The sequence below is a fragment of the Nonomuraea fuscirosea genome, from assembly GCF_003001935.1.
GTDB lineage: Bacteria > Actinomycetota > Actinomycetes > Streptosporangiales > Streptosporangiaceae > Nonomuraea > Nonomuraea fuscirosea.
The window spans coordinates 239337-255949 of record NZ_PVNG01000002.1 but is presented as its reverse complement, the minus strand read 5'-3'; the positions used below and the strand labels follow the sequence as shown (position 1 = coordinate 255949).

At 70.9% G+C, this 16613-nt stretch carries 12 protein-coding genes; 2 read left to right on the top strand and 10 right to left on the bottom strand.

Annotated features, from left to right (window positions below):
• Window positions 1-4 precede the first annotated feature (4 nt).
• Window positions 5-454 (top strand): RrF2 family transcriptional regulator, encoded by a 450-nt coding sequence (locus B0I32_RS04745; RefSeq protein ID WP_106235266.1) that lies wholly within the window; start codon window positions 5-7, stop codon window positions 452-454.
• A 22-nt stretch (window positions 455-476) separates the two neighbouring features.
• Here B0I32_RS04745 and B0I32_RS04740 read toward each other — a convergent pair whose 3' ends face one another.
• Both B0I32_RS04740 and B0I32_RS04735 read right to left on the bottom strand, forming a co-directional pair.
• Window positions 477-2456 carry a serine/threonine-protein kinase gene (locus B0I32_RS04740; RefSeq protein WP_106235264.1) on the bottom strand — a complete coding sequence of 660 codons (1980 nt, stop codon included), beginning with the start codon at window positions 2454-2456 and terminating at the stop codon, window positions 477-479.
• Window positions 2453-4378 (bottom strand): serine/threonine-protein kinase, encoded by a 1926-nt coding sequence (locus tag B0I32_RS04735; protein ID WP_106235262.1) that lies wholly within the window; start codon window positions 4376-4378, stop codon window positions 2453-2455. Before B0I32_RS04735 ends, B0I32_RS04740 begins: the two co-directional genes overlap by 4 nt.
• A 166-nt stretch (window positions 4379-4544) precedes the next feature.
• On the opposite strand from B0I32_RS04735, the gene B0I32_RS04730 reads away from it, so the two are divergent.
• A complete protein-coding gene (locus B0I32_RS04730; protein ID WP_106235260.1) occupies window positions 4545-5324 on the top strand; it encodes a DNA-formamidopyrimidine glycosylase family protein in 780 nt (259 codons plus the stop codon).
• Here the strand turns inward: B0I32_RS04730 and B0I32_RS04725 are convergent.
• The 8 genes from B0I32_RS04725 to B0I32_RS04690 all read right to left on the bottom strand — a co-directional run bounded on the left by B0I32_RS04725 (window position 5321) and on the right by B0I32_RS04690 (window position 16603).
• Window positions 5321-5680: a helix-turn-helix domain-containing protein gene (locus B0I32_RS04725; protein WP_106236030.1), complete on the bottom strand. Its 360-nt coding sequence runs from the start codon at window positions 5678-5680 to the stop codon at window positions 5321-5323. The two genes, B0I32_RS04730 and B0I32_RS04725, sit on opposite strands and share 4 nt — an antisense overlap.
• A gap of 286 nt (window positions 5681-5966) precedes the next feature.
• The gene (locus B0I32_RS04720) at window positions 5967-6458 is read right to left on the bottom strand and encodes a CinA family protein (protein ID WP_106235258.1); all 492 of its coding nucleotides are present in this window, start codon (window positions 6456-6458) and stop codon (window positions 5967-5969) included.
• Between the two features lie 3 nt (window positions 6459-6461).
• Window positions 6462-7034, bottom strand: coding sequence for a CDP-diacylglycerol--glycerol-3-phosphate 3-phosphatidyltransferase (gene pgsA / locus B0I32_RS04715; protein WP_106235256.1), 573 nt, complete (start codon window positions 7032-7034; stop codon window positions 6462-6464).
• A complete protein-coding gene (gene rimO / locus B0I32_RS04710; RefSeq protein WP_106236028.1) occupies window positions 7031-8440 on the bottom strand; it encodes a 30S ribosomal protein S12 methylthiotransferase RimO in 1410 nt (469 codons plus the stop codon). Before rimO ends, pgsA begins: the two co-directional genes overlap by 4 nt.
• Before the next feature lie 70 nt (window positions 8441-8510).
• Window positions 8511-9248 (bottom strand): helix-turn-helix domain-containing protein, encoded by a 738-nt coding sequence (locus B0I32_RS04705; protein ID WP_146178040.1) that lies wholly within the window; start codon window positions 9246-9248, stop codon window positions 8511-8513.
• A 106-nt stretch (window positions 9249-9354) separates the two neighbouring features.
• Window positions 9355-11874, bottom strand: a complete 2520-nt coding sequence (locus B0I32_RS04700; protein ID WP_106235253.1) for a DNA translocase FtsK — start codon at window positions 11872-11874, stop codon at window positions 9355-9357.
• Window positions 11875-11966: 92 nt separating this feature from the next.
• Entirely contained in the window at window positions 11967-12581 is a 615-nt protein-coding gene (locus B0I32_RS04695; RefSeq protein WP_106235251.1) for a response regulator, read from the bottom strand.
• Window positions 12578-16603, bottom strand: coding sequence for a HAMP domain-containing protein (locus B0I32_RS04690; protein WP_425438084.1), 4026 nt, complete (start codon window positions 16601-16603; stop codon window positions 12578-12580). Before B0I32_RS04690 ends, B0I32_RS04695 begins: the two co-directional genes overlap by 4 nt.
• Window positions 16604-16613 lie beyond the last annotated feature (10 nt).

The window sequence follows — 16613 nt, the reverse complement described above, 5'->3', positions numbered from 1 at the left end:
GAACATGCGCCTATCCGCTCGTGTCGACTACGCCCTTCGCGCCGCAGCCGAACTCGCCGCAGCCGGTGCGGGTCCGACCACTGTGGGCGAGCTCGCCAAAGAGCAGGACATGCCGCCCAAATACCTGGAGAACATCCTGCTCCAGATGCGCCGCGCCGGGCTCGTCCGCGGCCAGCGCGGCCCCGAGGGCGGCTACGTGCTGGCCCGGCCCGCCGCCGAGATCTCCCTGGCCGACGTCATCAGGGCGGTGGACGGCCCGCTGGCCAACGTCCGCGGCGAGCGGCCCGAGCACGTCGGCTACCGGGGGCCCGCCGAGTCGCTGCAGCAGGTGTGGATCGCGTTGCGGGCGACCGAGCGCTCGATCCTGGAGGAGGTCACGCTGGAGCAGGTGGCCTCGGGAGCGCTGCCCGAGCGCGTCCGCCTGCTCGCCTCCGACCCCGCCGCCTGGGACTGACCCCTCCCCCGGCGGCCCGTGGTCACTTCCTCGTGTACCAGAAGCGGACCTTGTCGACCACGGACGCGGGGCCGGTGGCCAGGGTCCGCACGGTCCGGCCGGTCTCGTCCGCGATGACCACGCGGAAGTCGTCGCCGGAGCGGATGGTGACCAGCAGATGGCGCTCGTCCAGCCAGCCGCGGAAGGCGGCCCCCTTCCCCAGCCGGGCCTCGCCCTTCTCGGCGCCGCTCATCTCGTCGAGGAAGCAGACGTCGCGCGCGTTGCCGGGGCACTCGGTGCCGAAGACCGTGCCGATCGGCGTACGCACGGCTCCGCCCGGTGAGAGCTTGCCGGGGAACTCCCGCAGCTTCCTGCCCTGAAGGTCCAGCGCCCTGATCACCTCACCGGTCGCCTGGTAGAGGACGCTGTCGCCGGAGCCCCACGCGAACCTGGTCTCGGCCGCGTCCGCCACCTCGACGGTCCTGACCTCCCCCGCGACCACGTCGATCACCGCGAAACCCTGGGCCTTGGCCTTGTCGTCGGTGACAGTCGCGAGCAGCCGCCGTCCGTCGGCGGACCAGACCGGCTCGAACAGCGTGGCGGGCTTGTCCACCGTGCGCAGCTCCCGGTCCTGGCCGGTGGCCCGGTCGCGGATCCGGATGAACTCGAAGCCGCTGCGCCGGAAGCGGGTCACCGACAGTGAGGCCACGTAGCGGCCGCCCGGCGCCACGATCGGCTCCTCCCAGGCGCCGAAGAAGCCGAAGGCCCCGGTGGCGGGGTCGCGCGTGTAGGTCGTGTAGCCGACCCCGTCGCGCTCGTCGCGGTAGGAGGAGACCCAGAGGGGGTCGGCGGGGTTCTCGTGCAGCGTGATCCCGGTGCCGGGGATCTTCACCTCGGTGGTGGACGTGCGCGCCATGTCCCCCGGGCGCGGCGTCGGCAGCGGCACCGACGCCGGCGCGGTGGCGGCGGGCGGTCGCGGCTCCGGCTGAGAACGCGGGAACAGCAGCAGCACCGCCGCGACGACGACCAGGGCCGTGACCACCGCCCCCGCCACCACCGGCCACCTCCCGCGCCACCCGGAAGCCGCGGAAACCTGCTCCCCGGCCTCCGCCTCCCGTCCCTCATCCGACCGCGACCCGCCGGCCGATCGCGGAGCGCCGCTCGGCGGGGCCGCCGACTCCTGGCCCTCGGCCAGCAGTTCGCCCGGGTGGCGCGGCGTCCGTTCGGGAACGGGGTGCCCGAGCAGGGTGAGCAGCGCCTGCGCGGCCGTGGGCCTGGCCGCGGGGTCCTTGGCCAGGCAGCGGGCGGCCAGCTCGCGCAGGTCGCCGTCGAGCTCACCGAGGTCGGGCTCCTGGTGCAGGATGCGGGTGATCAGCGCGGCCACGTCGCCGGTGCCGAACGGCGGCCGGCCGTTGGCGGCGGCCACCATGGTCGAGGCCCAGGCGAACAGGTCCGCGGCCCGGCCCACCGGCCGGTCGGCGAACTGCTCGGGCGCCATGTACGGCGGCGTCCCGACGAGCTCCCCGCCGGCCTCGGTCTCCTCCAGGGCCCGCGAGATGCCGAAGTCGATCACCCGCGGCCCGTCCCTGCTGAGCAGCACGTTGCCCGGCTTGAAGTCCCGGTGCACCACCCCGGCCTGGTGGATCGCGGCCAGCGCGGTCAGCGTCCCGATCGCCAGCCGGCGCAGCTCGGCCCCGCGCAGCGGCCCCCTGTCCATGATCACACTCGCCAGGGAGGGGCCGTCGACGTACTCGCTCACCACGTACGGCATGCCGTCGAGCTCGCCGCTGGCCAGCACCTGCGCGGTGCAGAACGCCTTGACCCGCCGCGCGTACCCGACCTCCTGCCGGAAGCGCGAGCGGGCCTCGGCGTCGTCCAGCTCCGCTCCCAGCATCTTGATCGCCACCCGCCCGCCACCGGGCGACTCGCCCAGGTAGACGACGCCCTGCCCGCCCACGCCGAGCCGCCCGACCACGCGGTGCTCCCCCACCTGGACGGGATCGTGCGCGAGCAGCGGCCTCATGACCGCGGCACGCGGGCGAACTGGAGCAGCACCGGGCCGTCCGTCGCCAGGTCGGCCAGCACCCGCTTGACATCGCCGATGAAGTCGATGATCTTGATTTGCTGGGTCTTCTTCTTGCCCGGATCCTGCACCATCAGGTGTTTCTCGTTGAACCAGCCGAGGAAGGAGCCCTTGGCGTCGCCGAAGTCGACCGTCGCCTGCCGCGCGCCGGTCGCGAGATCCCACACGCACAGCTCCTTGCCGTTCGGGCAGACGGTGGCCAGCCGCTTGCCGGACGGGGAGAACCACTCGCCGCCGCGCGGCAGGCCCACCCAGTGCATGGTCTTGGTGACCTCGCCGGACGTGTCGTAGAACTCGATCCCGGAGTTCTTGCCGTCCCAGAATCCGCGCACGATCGTGCCGTCGGGGGCGAAGTTGTAGTACAGGGAGGGGTTGTCGGTGTATTCGGTCTCGACGTGCACGGCCTTCCTGGTGGCCAGCTCGATCACCACGAACCCGACCAGCCGCCGCTCCTTGTCCTGGTCGTAGACCGAGACCAGCAGCCGGCCGCCGTCCCTGGACCAGACGGGCGTCAGGCCCTGCAGGGGCTTCTTGACGGTGCTGACGACGAAGGACTCTCCGGTGGACATCCGGACGAACTTGATCTGGTCCAGCTCGGAGGTCTGGAACTTCAGCATGGGGTTGAGCGCCACCCAGTCGCCGCCGGGTGAGAGGACGGGCTGCTCGTAGCTGCCCACCTCCTTGAACTCCCCGGCGGGCGGCCTGGCGAAGCTGGAGAACTTACCGCCGGAGCCCAGGTAGGAGACCAGCCGCATCGAGTCGTCAGGATGCTCGTGCAGAGTCACGGCGACATCCTTCAATTTCGTGTCGGTCAGGCCCTTCTTCTTCACGTCGTCCGACGGCGCCTCGGTCTGCACCGAGGTGATCGTGGGCGTGGGGGCGGCGCCGGGCGCGGGCGTGACGGCGCTCGTCGGCTTGGCGGTGGCGGCCGTACCCCTGGTCGCGGGGCGGTCGCCGGTCAGCACCTGGAACCCCACGGCCGACACCAGCGCCCCGGCCACGAACGCGGCGGTCAGCGCGAGCACGCTCCGGCCGCGCCGGGGCGGCGGGGCCGGGGCCTCGGCGGGGCCGCCGTCCACCCGCCCGGTCAGCAACGAGGTCTGCCCGACCAGCCGCAGCAGCACCTCGCTGGCCGCCGGCCGCGCCTCGGGATCGTGGTCCAGGCAGGCCACGATCAGTCCGTGCAACTCCCCCAGCTCCGGCAGGTCCGCCTGACCGCCGGTGATCCGAGCCACGGTCTCCGCCATCGACCCGCCCTCGAAGGGCGAAGCTCCGCTGACCGCGAACACCATCGTCGCCGCCCACGAGAACACGTCCGCCGCCGGCCCCGCCGTGCCGCCTTCCAGCCGCTCGGGGGCGGTGTAGGCCGGCACCGCGACCTTCCGCGTCGACACCGACGCCTGCGCCATCGCGTGTTCCAGCCCCGCGTCGGCCACCCGGGGCCCGTCGGGCCCCAGCAGCACGTTGCCCGGCCTGATGTCGCCGTGCACCAGCCCCGCCTGGTGCAGCGCGACCAGCGCCGTGATCGTCCCGGCCGCCAGCCGGTGCAGCCCCACCCCGTCGACCGAACCGCCGACCTCCGCCAGCGAGGGGCCGTCCACCCATTCGGCCACCAGATACGCCTGCTCGCCCTGCACGCCCGCGTCCAGGACCTGGGCCGTGCCGACCGCCGAGACCGCCCGCACCGGTTCCATCTCCCGCAGGAACGTCTCCGGGTCGACCTCGGCCGGTAATAATCGCACCAGGACCGGCTCTCCGGTCCTCGACCGCCCGGCGAACACCCCGGGCGCCAGCCGCCCGTTCAGCCGATAACCCGCGACCTCCGCGGGATCTCCCGCACGTAAATCAGTGATCTCCGGCATGCCGTGCTCAAGCCTTCCGTCAAGGCCGTCTCCTGATCGCCATTATGGCCACGAACCCCCGCAAAAGCAGCGAATCATTGACGCGAAGCCCTGCCGGGAACCCCTCTGGGCCGGTCAAGCGGACGCGGCCACGACACCGGCTTCTCGGGCTTCTTAGACTGGAGAGGTGCCTGAGGGAGATGCCGTCTACCGCACCGCCGCCCGCCTCAGAGGCGCGCTCGACGGGCGCACGCTCACCCGGTCGGACTTCCGGGTCCCGCAGCACGCCACCGCCGACCTCACCGGCCGCGCGGTCCTCACCACCCTCTCACGCGGCAAGCATCTGCTCACCCGCGTCGAGGGCGGCCTGACCGTGCACACCCACCTGCGCATGGACGGAAGCTGGCTGGTCACGCCCGCCGGCCGGCGCACCGCCCCCGGCGACCGGGTACGGCTGATCCTGGCGAACGCGGAGTGGCAGGCGGTCGGCGTCAGGCTGGGAATGGTGGACCTGGTCAGGACCGGCGACGAGGCACGCCTGGTGGGCCACCTGGGGCCGGATCTGCTGGGGGCCGACTGGGACCCGGACGAGGCCGTGCGGAGGCTGCGAGCGGCGCCCGGCAGGACCATCGGGGAGGCGCTGCTCGATCAGCGCAACCTGGCGGGGATCGGCACGATCTTTCGCGCCGAGACCCTGTTCCTGCGCGGGGTCTGGCCGTGGAAGAAGGTCGGGGAGATCGAGGATCTCGACGGGCTGGTGGCACTGGCCCAGCGGCTGCTGGACGCCAACAAGGCACACGCGGGCACGGTCACCACAGGCGATCGCCGCCCGGCGAACGCGACGTGGGTCTACGGCAGGGCGGGGAGGCCCTGTCGCCGATGCGGCACCCGCATCAGCCGCGGGGAGATGGGGATGCGGCCACAGGAACGGCTGATCCTGTGGTGTGCGGGCTGCCAGCCGCGTTAGGCGGCCACCATGTCCTTGACTTCGGGGAACACGGAGTCGGAGATCGACCCGGGCGGAACCGTCTCGGAGAGGGCAAGTCGCTCGTGCTCGGGCACGTCGGCGAGCACAGGGGCAGCCTGGAGCTCCGCCAGCGCGAACTGGTCGGAAACCTCACGCAGCACCTGCGAAAGCGGCACCCCGAGCGCGCCGCAAATGGACGCGAGCAGCTCGGACGAGGCCTCCTTCTGGCCACGCTCCACCTCGGACAGGTAGCCGAGCGAGACGCGTGCCAGTGTCGACACCTCGCGCAGCGTGCGCCCTTGCCGCACCCGCAACCGCCTCAGCACGTCGCCGAGCAGCTGACGCAGCAGAATCATCTGTCGCTCCCTCCCCGGCGCGGATGTCTTCACCACGCCCCGCGCGATCGGTTCGTGCCGCACATTTTGCTTCTTCGCTTCGTACATACTCCTCGCCGTCATCACTGGGCGACTCCGCCCCTGGACCGCCGCTCGTGCCTCGTTGCGCGACTCATCAGGCCCGCCTGCCGGGCGCTCGGTGCTTGCAGTTGGCTCACGGACCTCACTCACAGCTCCACCGTACCCGTATCCACCGACACCGCGTCAGACCGTGCCTCGGATGTTCGCTCGGGACGTAACACGGTAATCACCCGGAATGTTCCCCTATGTTCGCCTTCAGCACACCTGACAGTAGATCGACTGCCTCGTCCACCGTCTCTACCCTGATACGTTCACGCGACCCTTCAAGTCTCAATTCCCGGGCCCAAATCTGCCCGCCGGGCCCCGCCACGGCCACGAAGACGGTGCCGACCGCCTTGCCGTCCTGCGGCTCGGGCCCCGCGACCCCCGTCACCGCCAGCCCGTACGTCGCCCCGCACACCCGCGCGACCCCCGCCGCCATGCCGGCCGCCACCTGCGGATGCACGGCCCCCTCGCGCTCCAGCAGCTCACCCGGCACCCCCAGCAGCTCGTGCTTGAGATCGGTGGCGTAGGAGATCACCCCGCCCCTGAACGCCTTGGAGGAGCCGGACACCGCGGTGATCGCGGCCCCGATGAGCCCTCCGGTCAGCGACTCCGCCACGGCCACCGTGGCCCGCCGCTCCACCAGCGTCGCCAGCACCTCGGCCACATCCGCCATCGATCACTCCCCGCGTGCCCGTTTGGCCACTTGACGCAGTCGCACGGCCCTGAAGATGTAGTCGACGCCCGTGCCCACGGTCACGACGACCGCTCCGCCCATCACCACCCACTTGACGGGGTCGGGAATGCCGGGCAGGAGATAGAGCACGATGGCGGCGATCTGCAGCACGGTCTTGACCTTGCCGCCGTAGCTGGCCGGGATGACCGCGTGCCGCAGCAGCACGAACCGCAGCCCGGTGATGGCCACCTCCCGGCCGACGATGACGATCGTGACCCACCAGGGCAGCTCGCCGAGGATCGACAGGCTCACCAGCGCCGCCCCGGTGAGCGCCTTGTCGGCGATCGGGTCGGCGATCTTGCCGAAGTCGGTGATGAGGCCGTAGCGCCGGGCCAGCTCGCCGTCGAGGTGATCGGTCAGCGAGGCCACCCCGAACAGCGCCAGCGCGCCCAGGCGCCAGCCCGTGCCCGGCAGGAAGAGACAGACGACGAAGAAGGGGACGAGCACCAACCGGAGGACCGTGAGGACGTTGGCGATGTTCCACGGGCTTACCACGCGGCGCTCGTCCCTTTTCATGGGCCGGCCTTGATGCGCGCGATCAGGTCAACCCCCTCGGCGTCGACCACCACCGCGCGTACGATCTGCCCCTTGACCAGGCCGATGCCCTGCACCGTGACCGAGCCGTCCACCTCCGGGCCCTGGTGCGCCGCCCTGCCCTCGTAGCCGCCGTCGCCGAGGTCGTCGTCGATCAGGACGTCGACCTCGGTGCCGATGCGCTCCTCCGCGCGCTGGGCGGTCAGCTCCTCGGCCAGTTCGGTGAGCACGCGCACGCGCTCGTCGACGACCTCCTGCTCCAGCTTGCCCGGCAGCCCCGCGGCCTCCGTGCCGTCCTCGTCGGAGTAGCCGAACACGCCGATCACGTCGAGCCTGGCCTGCTCCAGGAAGCCGACCAGCTCGCCGAACTCCTCCTCCGTCTCGCCGGGGAAGCCCACGATGAAGTTGGAGCGCACGCCCGCCTCGGGGGCGCGCTCGCGGACCGACTCCAGCAGCCCGAGGAAGCGCCCGGGGTCGCCGAAGCGGCGCATCCGGCGCAGCACCGTGCCGCTGGCGTGCTGGAAGGACAGGTCGAAGTAGGGGACGACGCCCTCGGTGGCGGTGAGCACCTCGATCAGGCCCGGACGCAGCTCGGCCGGCTGGAGGTAGCTGACCCGCACCCGTTCGATGCCCTCGACCGCGGCCAGCTCCGGCAGCAGCTTCTCCAGCGCCCGCAGGTCGCCCAGGTCCTTGCCGTAGGAGGTGGAGTTCTCGCTCACCAGGACCAGCTCGCGCACCCCCCTGTGAGCCAGCCAGTCGGCCTCGGCCAGCAGCTCGTCGGGCTTACGGGAGACGTAGGAGCCGCGGAAGGCGGGAATGGCGCAGAAGGTGCAGCGCCGGTCGCAGCCCGAGGCCAGCTTGAGCGAGGCCACCGGGCTCTCGTCGAGCCGTTTGCGCAGCACGCGCGGCCCGCTGGCGGGCGCCAGGCCCGCCGGCAGGTCACCGTGACCGGGGATGCTCGTCTTGGCCGCGCTGGCACGGTCCACCGGCGAGATGGGTAGCAGGGTGCGGCGGTCGCGTGGGCTGTGCGGCTTCAGCGGCCGGCCTTCGAGCACGTCGTCGAGGCGGCCGCCGATCTCGGCGTAGTCGTCGAAGGAGATGACCGCGCTGGCCTCGGGCAGTGCCTCGGCCAGCTCGTTGCCGTAGCGCTCGGCCATGCAGCCCGCGGCGACGACCTTGACGCCCGAGTCGGCGGCGGCCAGCAGCGTGTCGATGGAGTCCTTCTTGGCCGAGTCGATGAAGCCACACGTGTTGACGACGACGACATCGGGGTCGTCGTCGCCCAGCTGCCAACCGGCAGCCTCGAGTCGCGCGGCCAGCTCCTCGGAGTCGACCTCGTTGCGTGCGCAGCCCAGAGTGATCAGCGATGCGGTTCGGCGGGATGACATGGTGAACACTACGGTATCGGGAGTTGGCCACCACCTGTTGCACGGGCTCCCCCGCGCGACCCGCCCGCTGCTACCGTGACTGCGGTTTCGGCGGCCCGAACGAGCGCCGCACCATGTCCCCGCTGCCGCCGAGACCCTTGACCTTCTTGCCGTTGACGTGCAGCGTTACGGCTCCGGCGTCGGAAAGCAGCACGTTGACCTTCTCCGGCGCCTTCCAGGTGGACGTCTTGCCCGCCTTCAGCGTGCCCGAGAACAACTTCTGCCCTTCGGCGTCGTGCACGTTCACGTACGACGACCGCTTCGCCTTGATACGCACCGTCACCAGGCCCTTGGCGCTCACCTTGGACGGCGCCGGCCTGGGCGCCTCGGTGATCGGCGTGTTCGGCGGGACGCTGGGCCGGGCCGAGGCCGCCCGCACGTCTCCCGTCCGCACCTGGTCACTCGCGCCGCCCAGCACCCGCATGGTGCCGAAGACCACGACGATGGCCAGGGCCACGCCCAGCGCCATCGTCCAGTTGGGCCCCCGGCGCTCGGGCACGTTGATCTTCCGGTCCGCCTGGAACACGGCCGAGGCCCGCACCGGTTGCGGCACCCCTCCGTGGTTCTGGTCGTAGAGATGGACCGTGGCCTCGGGGTCGAGCCCCACGGCGGCGGCCACGGCCCTGACATGCCCTCTGGCGTAGAAGTCACCCCCGCACTGGCCGTACTCATCCTGTTCCATGCCATGGATGATCGCCTCGCGAATCCTGGTAGCCGCGCTGACCTGCGCGACCGTTAGCCCGGCCGACTGCCTGGCCGCTGCCAGCATGGCCCCGATGCTCTGCTCCTGCACAGCGAACGCCCCCCACCACACCGACTACTCTTCGTGGTGGTACATATTCAATCAGTTATCGCCAGGCAAGCGCGCATTGGGGTCATTCGCCACGCAGATCGGCCAGCAAACCAGGCAGATCGTCGGGCTTGACCAGCACTTCGCGAGCCTTGGAACCCTCGCTCGGGCCGACCACGTTGCGGCTCTCCAGCAGGTCCATCAGCCGCCCCGCCTTGGCGAACCCGACCCGCAGCTTGCGCTGCAACATCGAGGTCGAGCCGAACTGCGTGGTCACGATCAGCTCCGCCGCCTGGATCAGCACGTCGAGGTCGTCGCCGATCTCCTCGTCGATCTCCCGCTTGACCGGCGCCGCCGCGACGTCGTCGCGGTATTCGACCTGCATCTGCTCCTTGCAGTGCGAGACGATCCCGGCGATCTCCTTCTCCGAGACGAACGCGTTCTGGATCCGGATCGGCTTGCTCGCGCCCATCGGCAGGAACAGCGCGTCACCCTGGCCGACCAGCTTGTCGGCGCCGGGCTGGTCGAGGATGACCCGCGAGTCGGTGAGCGAGGACACCGCGAACGCCAGCCTGGACGGCACGTTGGCCTTGATCAGGCCGGTGACGACGTCCACGCTCGGCCGCTGGGTGGCGATCACCAGGTGGATGCCGGCCGCGCGGGCGAGCTGCGTGATGCGCACGATCGAGTCCTCGACGTCACGCGGGGCCACCATCATCAGGTCGGCCAGCTCGTCCACGATCACCAGCAGGTACGGGTAAGGCTGGTAGACCCGCTCGCTGCCGGGCGGCGGCTGCAGCTTGCCCGCCCGCACGGCCTTGTTGAACTCGTCGACGTGCCGGAACCCCGAGGCGGCCAGGTCGTCGTAGCGCCGGTCCATCTCGCCCACGACCCATTCCAGGGCCTCGGCGGCCTTCTTCGGGTTCGTGATGATGGGGGTGATGAGGTGGGGGATGCCCTCGTACACGCTGAGCTCGACCCGCTTGGGGTCCACCAGCACCATGCGCACCTCGTCGGGGGTGGCCCGCATGAGGATGCTGGTGATCAGCCCGTTGACGCAGACCGACTTGCCCGCGCCGGTGGCGCCCGCGATGAGCAGGTGGGGCATCTTGGCCAGGTTGGCCACGATGGTGCGGCCCTCGACGTCCTTGCCCAGGCCGACGATCATCGGATGGTGGTCGGCCTGCGCCACCTGCGAACGCAGCACGTCGCCGAGCGAGACCAGGTCCTTGTCGGCGTTGGGGATCTCGACGCCGATAGCCGACTTGCCCGGGATCGGCGACAGGATGCGCACGTCCGCCGACTTGACGGCGTAGGCGATGTTCTTGGTGAGCGCGGTGACCTTCTCGACCTTGACCGCGGGCCCGAGCTCGATCTCGTAGCGGGTCACGGTCGGCCCCCGCGTGAAGCCGATCACCTGCGCGTCGATGGCGAACTGCTCCAGCACGCTGGTGAGCGCGTTGACCACGGTCGTGTTGGCCTTGGTCTGCGGCTTGGGCGCCGTGCCCTGCTTGAGGTGCTGCAGGTCGGGCAGCCCGTACGGGCCCGCCTGCGGCGACAGCACGAGCTGCTCGACCTTGCGCGGCGCGGGCGTCGGCTGCGGCGGCTCGGGCTTGCGCTCGGCCTCGGGAGCGGGCGTTTCCTCCTCGTCCGTCAGCCCCGGCACGATCTCGGGCGAGTGGTCTGGCCGCTTGTCCTTCTCGGCCAGCACCGGGGTGTCGTACGGCTTGACGATGTCGCCGCCCTCGCCGTCCTCGCCGCCTTCGCCCTTCTTGGTCCTGGTCCGCTTCCTGGCCGGCTGCTTCGGCGTCTCCTGCTCGGCGTGCCGCTCGAACAGCAGGTGCCTGAGCTCGGCCAGCCGCTCGGGGATGCGGTGCACCGGCGTGGCGGTGATCACCAGCACGCCGAACCCGGACAGGAGCAGCAGCAGCGGGATCGTCACCCACGGGGGCAGGATGCTCATCGGCGGCGCCGACACGATGAAGCCGACCATGCCTCCGGCCTGCGCCACCTTGTCCATGCCCTGGCCCTCGCCGGCCGGGTAGGGGGTGTCGTTGGCCACGTGGATGACGCCGAGCACGCCGACCATCAGCGCGGCCCAGCCGATCACCATGCGGCCGGTGTCGGCGTTCTGGTCGGGGTGGCGCAGATAGCGCCAGGCCAGCAGGCCGAGCAGCAGCGGCAGCGCCCAGGCCAGCGAGCCGAACACGCCGTGCACGGTCGCGTTGACCACTCCGGCCACCGCGCCGTCCGAGGTGCGCCAGGTCATGGCCGCGAGCACGATCGCGCCCGCGAGCACGGTCAGGCCCATCCCGTCGCGGCGGTGCGCCGGATCGAGCTCCCTGGCGTTCTTGCCCAGCGCCCTGGCCGTGCTGCCGATGCCGTTGGCGAGCAGCATCCACAGCCCGACGATCAGCTTGCCGATCATGGTGAAGACCCAGCTGATCGGGTCCTGATGGGTCACCGGGGACTTGCGGCCGGACGCGGCCGTCTTGGCCCTGGGCCGCCCCGCCGGCGTGCTCCCGCGCTTGGCGGTGGTCGAGCGAGACGAGGCCGACCGCTTCGCCGGCCCCTTCGATGCGCTTTTCGGCGTACGGGTGGCCATGATGCCAAAGGTACGACGGAGACACCGCAGAACGCGCGCAGCCACGCCGATGTCCTGACACGAACCTCACCCGGCGGGCTCGTCCGCCCTGCTCATTCCCGCCCCCGTACGGACGACACCGCCTCGAACGCGGCCTGCATGGCCCCCACCCGGTCCGCCAGATCCTTGACCGCCTCCCGCAGCCCCTCGTCCTCCCCCTCCACCTCCGACAGCCCCGCGAGCCGCGACTCCACCGCCCCGAGCCGGCGCGCGAAACCCGCCAGCGCCTCGTGGTCGCGGACGAGCTGGGCCAGCAGCGCCGCCTGCTCCCTCAGCACCGAGGACTTGCGGAACAGCTCCATGAACACCGTCACCTTGGAGCGCAGCACCCAGGGGTCGAAGGGCTTGGTGAGGTAGTCGACCGCGCCCACCGCGTACCCCCGGAAGGCCGAGCCCGCGCCCGGCTCGGTGCCGGTCAGGAAGATGATGGGCACGTCGCGGGTCTGGTCGAGGCGCTTGATGTGGGTGGCGGTCTCGAACCCGTCCATGCCCGGCATGAGCACGTCGAGCAGCACGACGGCGAAGTCGTGGCGCAGCATCAGCTTCATCGCCTCGGCCCCCGACCTGGCCTTGAACAGGACCTGCTGCAACGGCCTGAGCACGGCCTCCAGCGCGACCAGGCTCTCCTCGTTGTCGTCCACCACCAGGATCTTGACCTGCCGGTTCATCCGCCGGCCTCCCGTTCACCCGCGAGCCACCCCCGCATCACCTCCAGGAGCTGGTCCACGTCCACCGGTTTGGGCACGTAGTCCGAGGCTCCGCAGGCGATCGTCTTCTCCCTGTCGCCCGGCATGGCCTTGGCGGTGAGCGCGATGATGGGCAGGCCGGCGAAGGCGGGCGTCTGGCGTACGGCGGTGAGCGTCTCGTAGCCGTCCATCTCGGGCATCATCACGTCCATGAGGACGAGGGCGATGTCCTTCTCGCGTTCGAGGGCCTCCAGCCCCTCCCTGCCGTTCTCCGCGTAGACGATCTCCATGCCGAGGCGGCCGAGCACGTGCGTCAGGGCGTAGACGTTGCGGATGTCGTCGTCCACGATGAGCACCCGCCGCCCCGCGAAGATCTCCCCGGCCGGGCTGTCCTTCAACCGGATGAGCGTGGAGCGCCACGGGTCGTCGCCGTCGGCGGCCGGCCACCCGGCCGGGGCCGTGAGGGTCTCCGGCATCGGCTCCTCCGCCCACTCCAGCTCGTCCGCGAGCGTGGCCGTCGCCCGGCCGGCCGGCACGAACAGGGTGAACGTGCTGCCCAGGCCGGGATCGCTGACGGCGTGGATCTCGCCGCCGAGCAGGCGGGCGATCTCGCTGCTGATCGACAGGCCGAGGCCGGTGCCCCCGTACTTGCGGCTGGTGGTGCCGTCGGCCTGCTGGAAGGCGCCGAAAATGGCCGGCAGCTTGTCGGCGGCGATGCCGATGCCGGTGTCGCTGACCGCGAACGCGATCATCGGGCGGCCCTCGGGGTCGGGCCGGTCCCCGGCGACGGAGACGACCAGGCGCACCTCGCCGGCGGAGGTGAACTTGACCGCGTTCGACAGCAGGTTGCGCAGGATCTGCTGCAGCCGGCGCTCGTCGTTGTAGAGCTGGACGGGGGTGCCGGGGGTGACCTCGATCTCCAGCTTGAGCCCCCGGTCCACGGTCAGCGGGCGGAAGGTGGCGTCCACGTAGTCGAGCAGCTTGCTCAGCGGCAGCCGTTCAGGCCGCACGTCCATCCGCCCGGCCTCGATCTTGGACAGGTCGAGGATGTCGTTGATGAGCTGGAGCAGGTCGCTGCCGGCGTTGTGGATCGTGGTGGCGAACTCGACCTCCTGCTCCGACAGGTTGCCGCCGGGGTTGTCGGCCAGCAGCCTGGCCAGGATGAGCAGGCTGTTGAGCGGTGTGCGCAGCTCGTGGGACATGTTGGCCAGGAACTCCGACTTGTAGCGGGAGGAGGTGGCCAGCAGGTGGGCCTTCTCCTCCAGCGCGGCGTTCGACCTGCGCAGCTCGGCCTGCTGGCGCTGCAGCTCGTCCGAGCGGCCCTGGAGCTGCTGGGCCAGGCGCTGCGACTCCGACAGCAGCGCCTCGGTGCGGGCGTTGGCGATGATGGTGTTGATGGCCACGCCGATGGTGACCACGAACTGGTCGAAGAAGGCCAGGTGCACGTCGCTGAACCGGCTGAACGAGGCCAGCTCGATCACCCCGAGCACCTTGTCCTCGAACACGATGGGCAGCACCACCACGCTGGCCGGAGCGGCCTCGCCGAGCCCCGTGTGGACCTTGATGTAGCCGGGCGGCACGTCGCCCAGCAGGATGCGCTTGCGTTCCAGGGCCGCCTGCCTGATGAGCCCGGGCCCGGCGGTGCCCTGGCCGGGCAGCACGTCGTGGGCGGCGCCGTAGCCGGCGATGAAGGCCAGCGAGCCGTCGAAGGAGGCGGCCTCGGCCAGGAAGAAGGCGCCGTACTGGGCGCTGACCAGCGGCGTCAGCTCGCGCAGGATCAGGTCGGCGACCTCGACCAGATCGCGGTGCCCCTGCATGAGGCCCGCGATGCGAGCCAGGTTGCTCTCCAGCCAGTCCTTCGCGCGGGTGGTCTCGCGCAGGTTGGCGACCATGAGGTTGACGTTGTTCTTCAGCTCGGCGACCTCGCCCTTGGCCTCGACGCTGATCGAGCGGCTGAGGTCGCCCTGGGCGACGGCGCTGGCCACCTCGGCGATGGCGCGGACCTGGGTGGTGAGGTTGCCGGCCAGCTGGTTGACGTTCTTGGTCAGGCGCTCCCAGGTGCCGTAGACGCCCTCGACCTCGGCCTGACCGCCCAGCCTGCCCTCCGAGCCGACCTCGCGGGCCACCCTGGTCACCTCGGACGAGAACGAGGACAGCGTGTCGACCATGGTGTTGATCGTGGTCTTGAGCTCCAGGATCTCGCCCCGGGCGTCCACGTCGATCTTCTTCAGCAGGTCGCCGTTGGCGACGGCGGTGGCGACCTGGGCGATGTTGCGTACCTGGCTGGTGAGGTTGGAGGCCATGAAGTTGACGTTGTCGGTCAGGTCCTTCCAGACCCCGCTCACACCCCGCACCTGCGCCTGACCGCCCAGCCGCCCCTCCGTGCCCACCTCACGCGCCACCCGCGTCACCTCGTCGGCGAACGCCGACAGTTTGTCCACGGTGGCGTTGATGGTGTCCTTGAGCTGGAGGATCTCGCCCCGGGCGTCCACGGTGATCTTCTTGGACAGGTCGCCGTTGGCGATGGCGGTGGTGACCATGGCGATGCTGCGTACCTGGCTGGTCAGGTTGGAGGCCATGAAGTTCACGTTGTCGGTCAGGTCCTTCCACACCCCCGACACACCCCGCACCTGCGCCTGACCGCCCAGCCGGCCCTCCGTGCCCACCTCACGGGCCACCCTGGTCACCTCGTCGGCGAACGCCGACAACTGCCCCACCATCGTGTTGACGGTGTCCTTGAGCTGGAGGATCTCGCCCTTGACGTCCACACTGATCTTGCGGCTGAGGTCGCCCTGGGCGACGGCGGTGGCCACCTGCGCGATGTCGCGCACCTGCTCGGTGAGGTTGGAGGCCATGAAGTTGACGTTGTCGGTCAGGTCCTTCCAGACCCCGCTCACACCCCGCACCTGCGCCTGACCGCCCAGCCGGCCCTCCGTGCCGACCTCGCGGGCCACCCGCGTCACCTCGTCGGCGAACGCCGACAACTGCCCCACCATCGTGTTGATGGTGTCCTTGAGCTGGAGGATCTCCCCGCGCGCGTCCACGGTGATCTTCTTCGACAGGTCGCCGTTGGCCACCGCCGTGGTCACCTGGGCGATCGAGCGCACCTGCGTGGTCAGGTTGGAGGCCATGAAGTTGACGTTGTCGGTCAGGTCCTTCCAGGTGCCGAGCACGCCCTTCACCTCGGCCCGGCCGCCCAGCTGACCCTCCGTGCCGACCTCGCGGGCCACCCTGGTCACCTCGCTGGCGAACGCCGAGAGCTGGTCGACCATCGTGTTGACGGTCAGCTTGAGCTCCAGCAGCTCACCGGTGGCCTCGACGGTCACCTGCCTGGTCAGGTCGCCCCTGGCCACGGCGGTGGTCACCACCGCGATGTCGCGCACCTGGGCCGTCAGCCGCCCGGCCATGGCGTTGACGGCCTCGGTCACGTCGCGCCAGCTGCCCGACATGCCCTGCACCTTGGCCCGGCCGCCGAGCCTGCCCTCGGTGCCGACCTCGCGGGCCACCCGCGTCACCTCGCCGGAGAACAGCGCGAGCTGCTCGACCATGCGGTTGACCGCCTTGCCCATCAGCTGCAGCCCGCCGCGCAGCGGCCGGTCGTCCTCCTGGAGGTCGACCCGCTTGGACAGGTCGCCGTCCGCGACCGCGTTGAGCACCCTGGTGGCCTTGGCGGCGGGGATGACGAGCGCGTCGATGAGGGTGTTGACGGCGGCCACGTTGACCGCCCAGCCGCCGGTGCCCGGGCTGGGGCTGAGCCGCTCGTCGAGCCGCCCGCGCCTGGCCACCTCCGTGCGCAGGCGGGTCAGCTCGCCGGAGAGGTGCTCGTTGCGGTCGAGGACCTGGTTGAGCGTCGTCGCCAGCTCCGCCAGGAGGGGATCGCCGGGCAGTTCGAGCCTGGCTTTGAAGTTGCCGTCACGCAGCCCGCGCAGGGCCACGAGCAGCGGGCGGAGATCCGCCGGATGGAGCGGTCCATGTGCGTAGGGGGATTCCAACTGCGCGACCATGGCGGCCTTC

Bases quoted from the DNA above. Each gene is read 5' to 3' on its own strand.
- rimO (WP_106236028.1), bottom strand. From the start codon at position 8,440: ATGTCATCCCGCCGAACCGCATCGCTGATCACTCTGGGCTGCGCACGC.
- B0I32_RS04745 (WP_106235266.1), top strand. From the start codon at position 5: ATGCGCCTATCCGCTCGTGTCGACTACGCCCTTCGCGCCGCAGCCGAA.
- B0I32_RS04705 (WP_146178040.1), bottom strand. From the start codon at position 9,248: ATGCTGGCAGCGGCCAGGCAGTCGGCCGGGCTAACGGTCGCGCAGGTC.
- B0I32_RS04700 (WP_106235253.1), bottom strand. From the start codon at position 11,874: ATGGCCACCCGTACGCCGAAAAGCGCATCGAAGGGGCCGGCGAAGCGG.
- B0I32_RS04690 (WP_425438084.1), bottom strand. From the start codon at position 16,603: ATGGTCGCGCAGTTGGAATCCCCCTACGCACATGGACCGCTCCATCCG.
- B0I32_RS04740 (WP_106235264.1), bottom strand. From the start codon at position 2,456: ATGAGGCCGCTGCTCGCGCACGATCCCGTCCAGGTGGGGGAGCACCGC.
- B0I32_RS04720 (WP_106235258.1), bottom strand. From the start codon at position 6,458: ATGGCGGATGTGGCCGAGGTGCTGGCGACGCTGGTGGAGCGGCGGGCC.
- B0I32_RS04695 (WP_106235251.1), bottom strand. From the start codon at position 12,581: ATGAACCGGCAGGTCAAGATCCTGGTGGTGGACGACAACGAGGAGAGC.
- B0I32_RS04735 (WP_106235262.1), bottom strand. From the start codon at position 4,378: ATGCCGGAGATCACTGATTTACGTGCGGGAGATCCCGCGGAGGTCGCG.
- B0I32_RS04725 (WP_106236030.1), bottom strand. From the start codon at position 5,680: ATGATTCTGCTGCGTCAGCTGCTCGGCGACGTGCTGAGGCGGTTGCGG.
- pgsA (WP_106235256.1), bottom strand. From the start codon at position 7,034: ATGAAAAGGGACGAGCGCCGCGTGGTAAGCCCGTGGAACATCGCCAAC.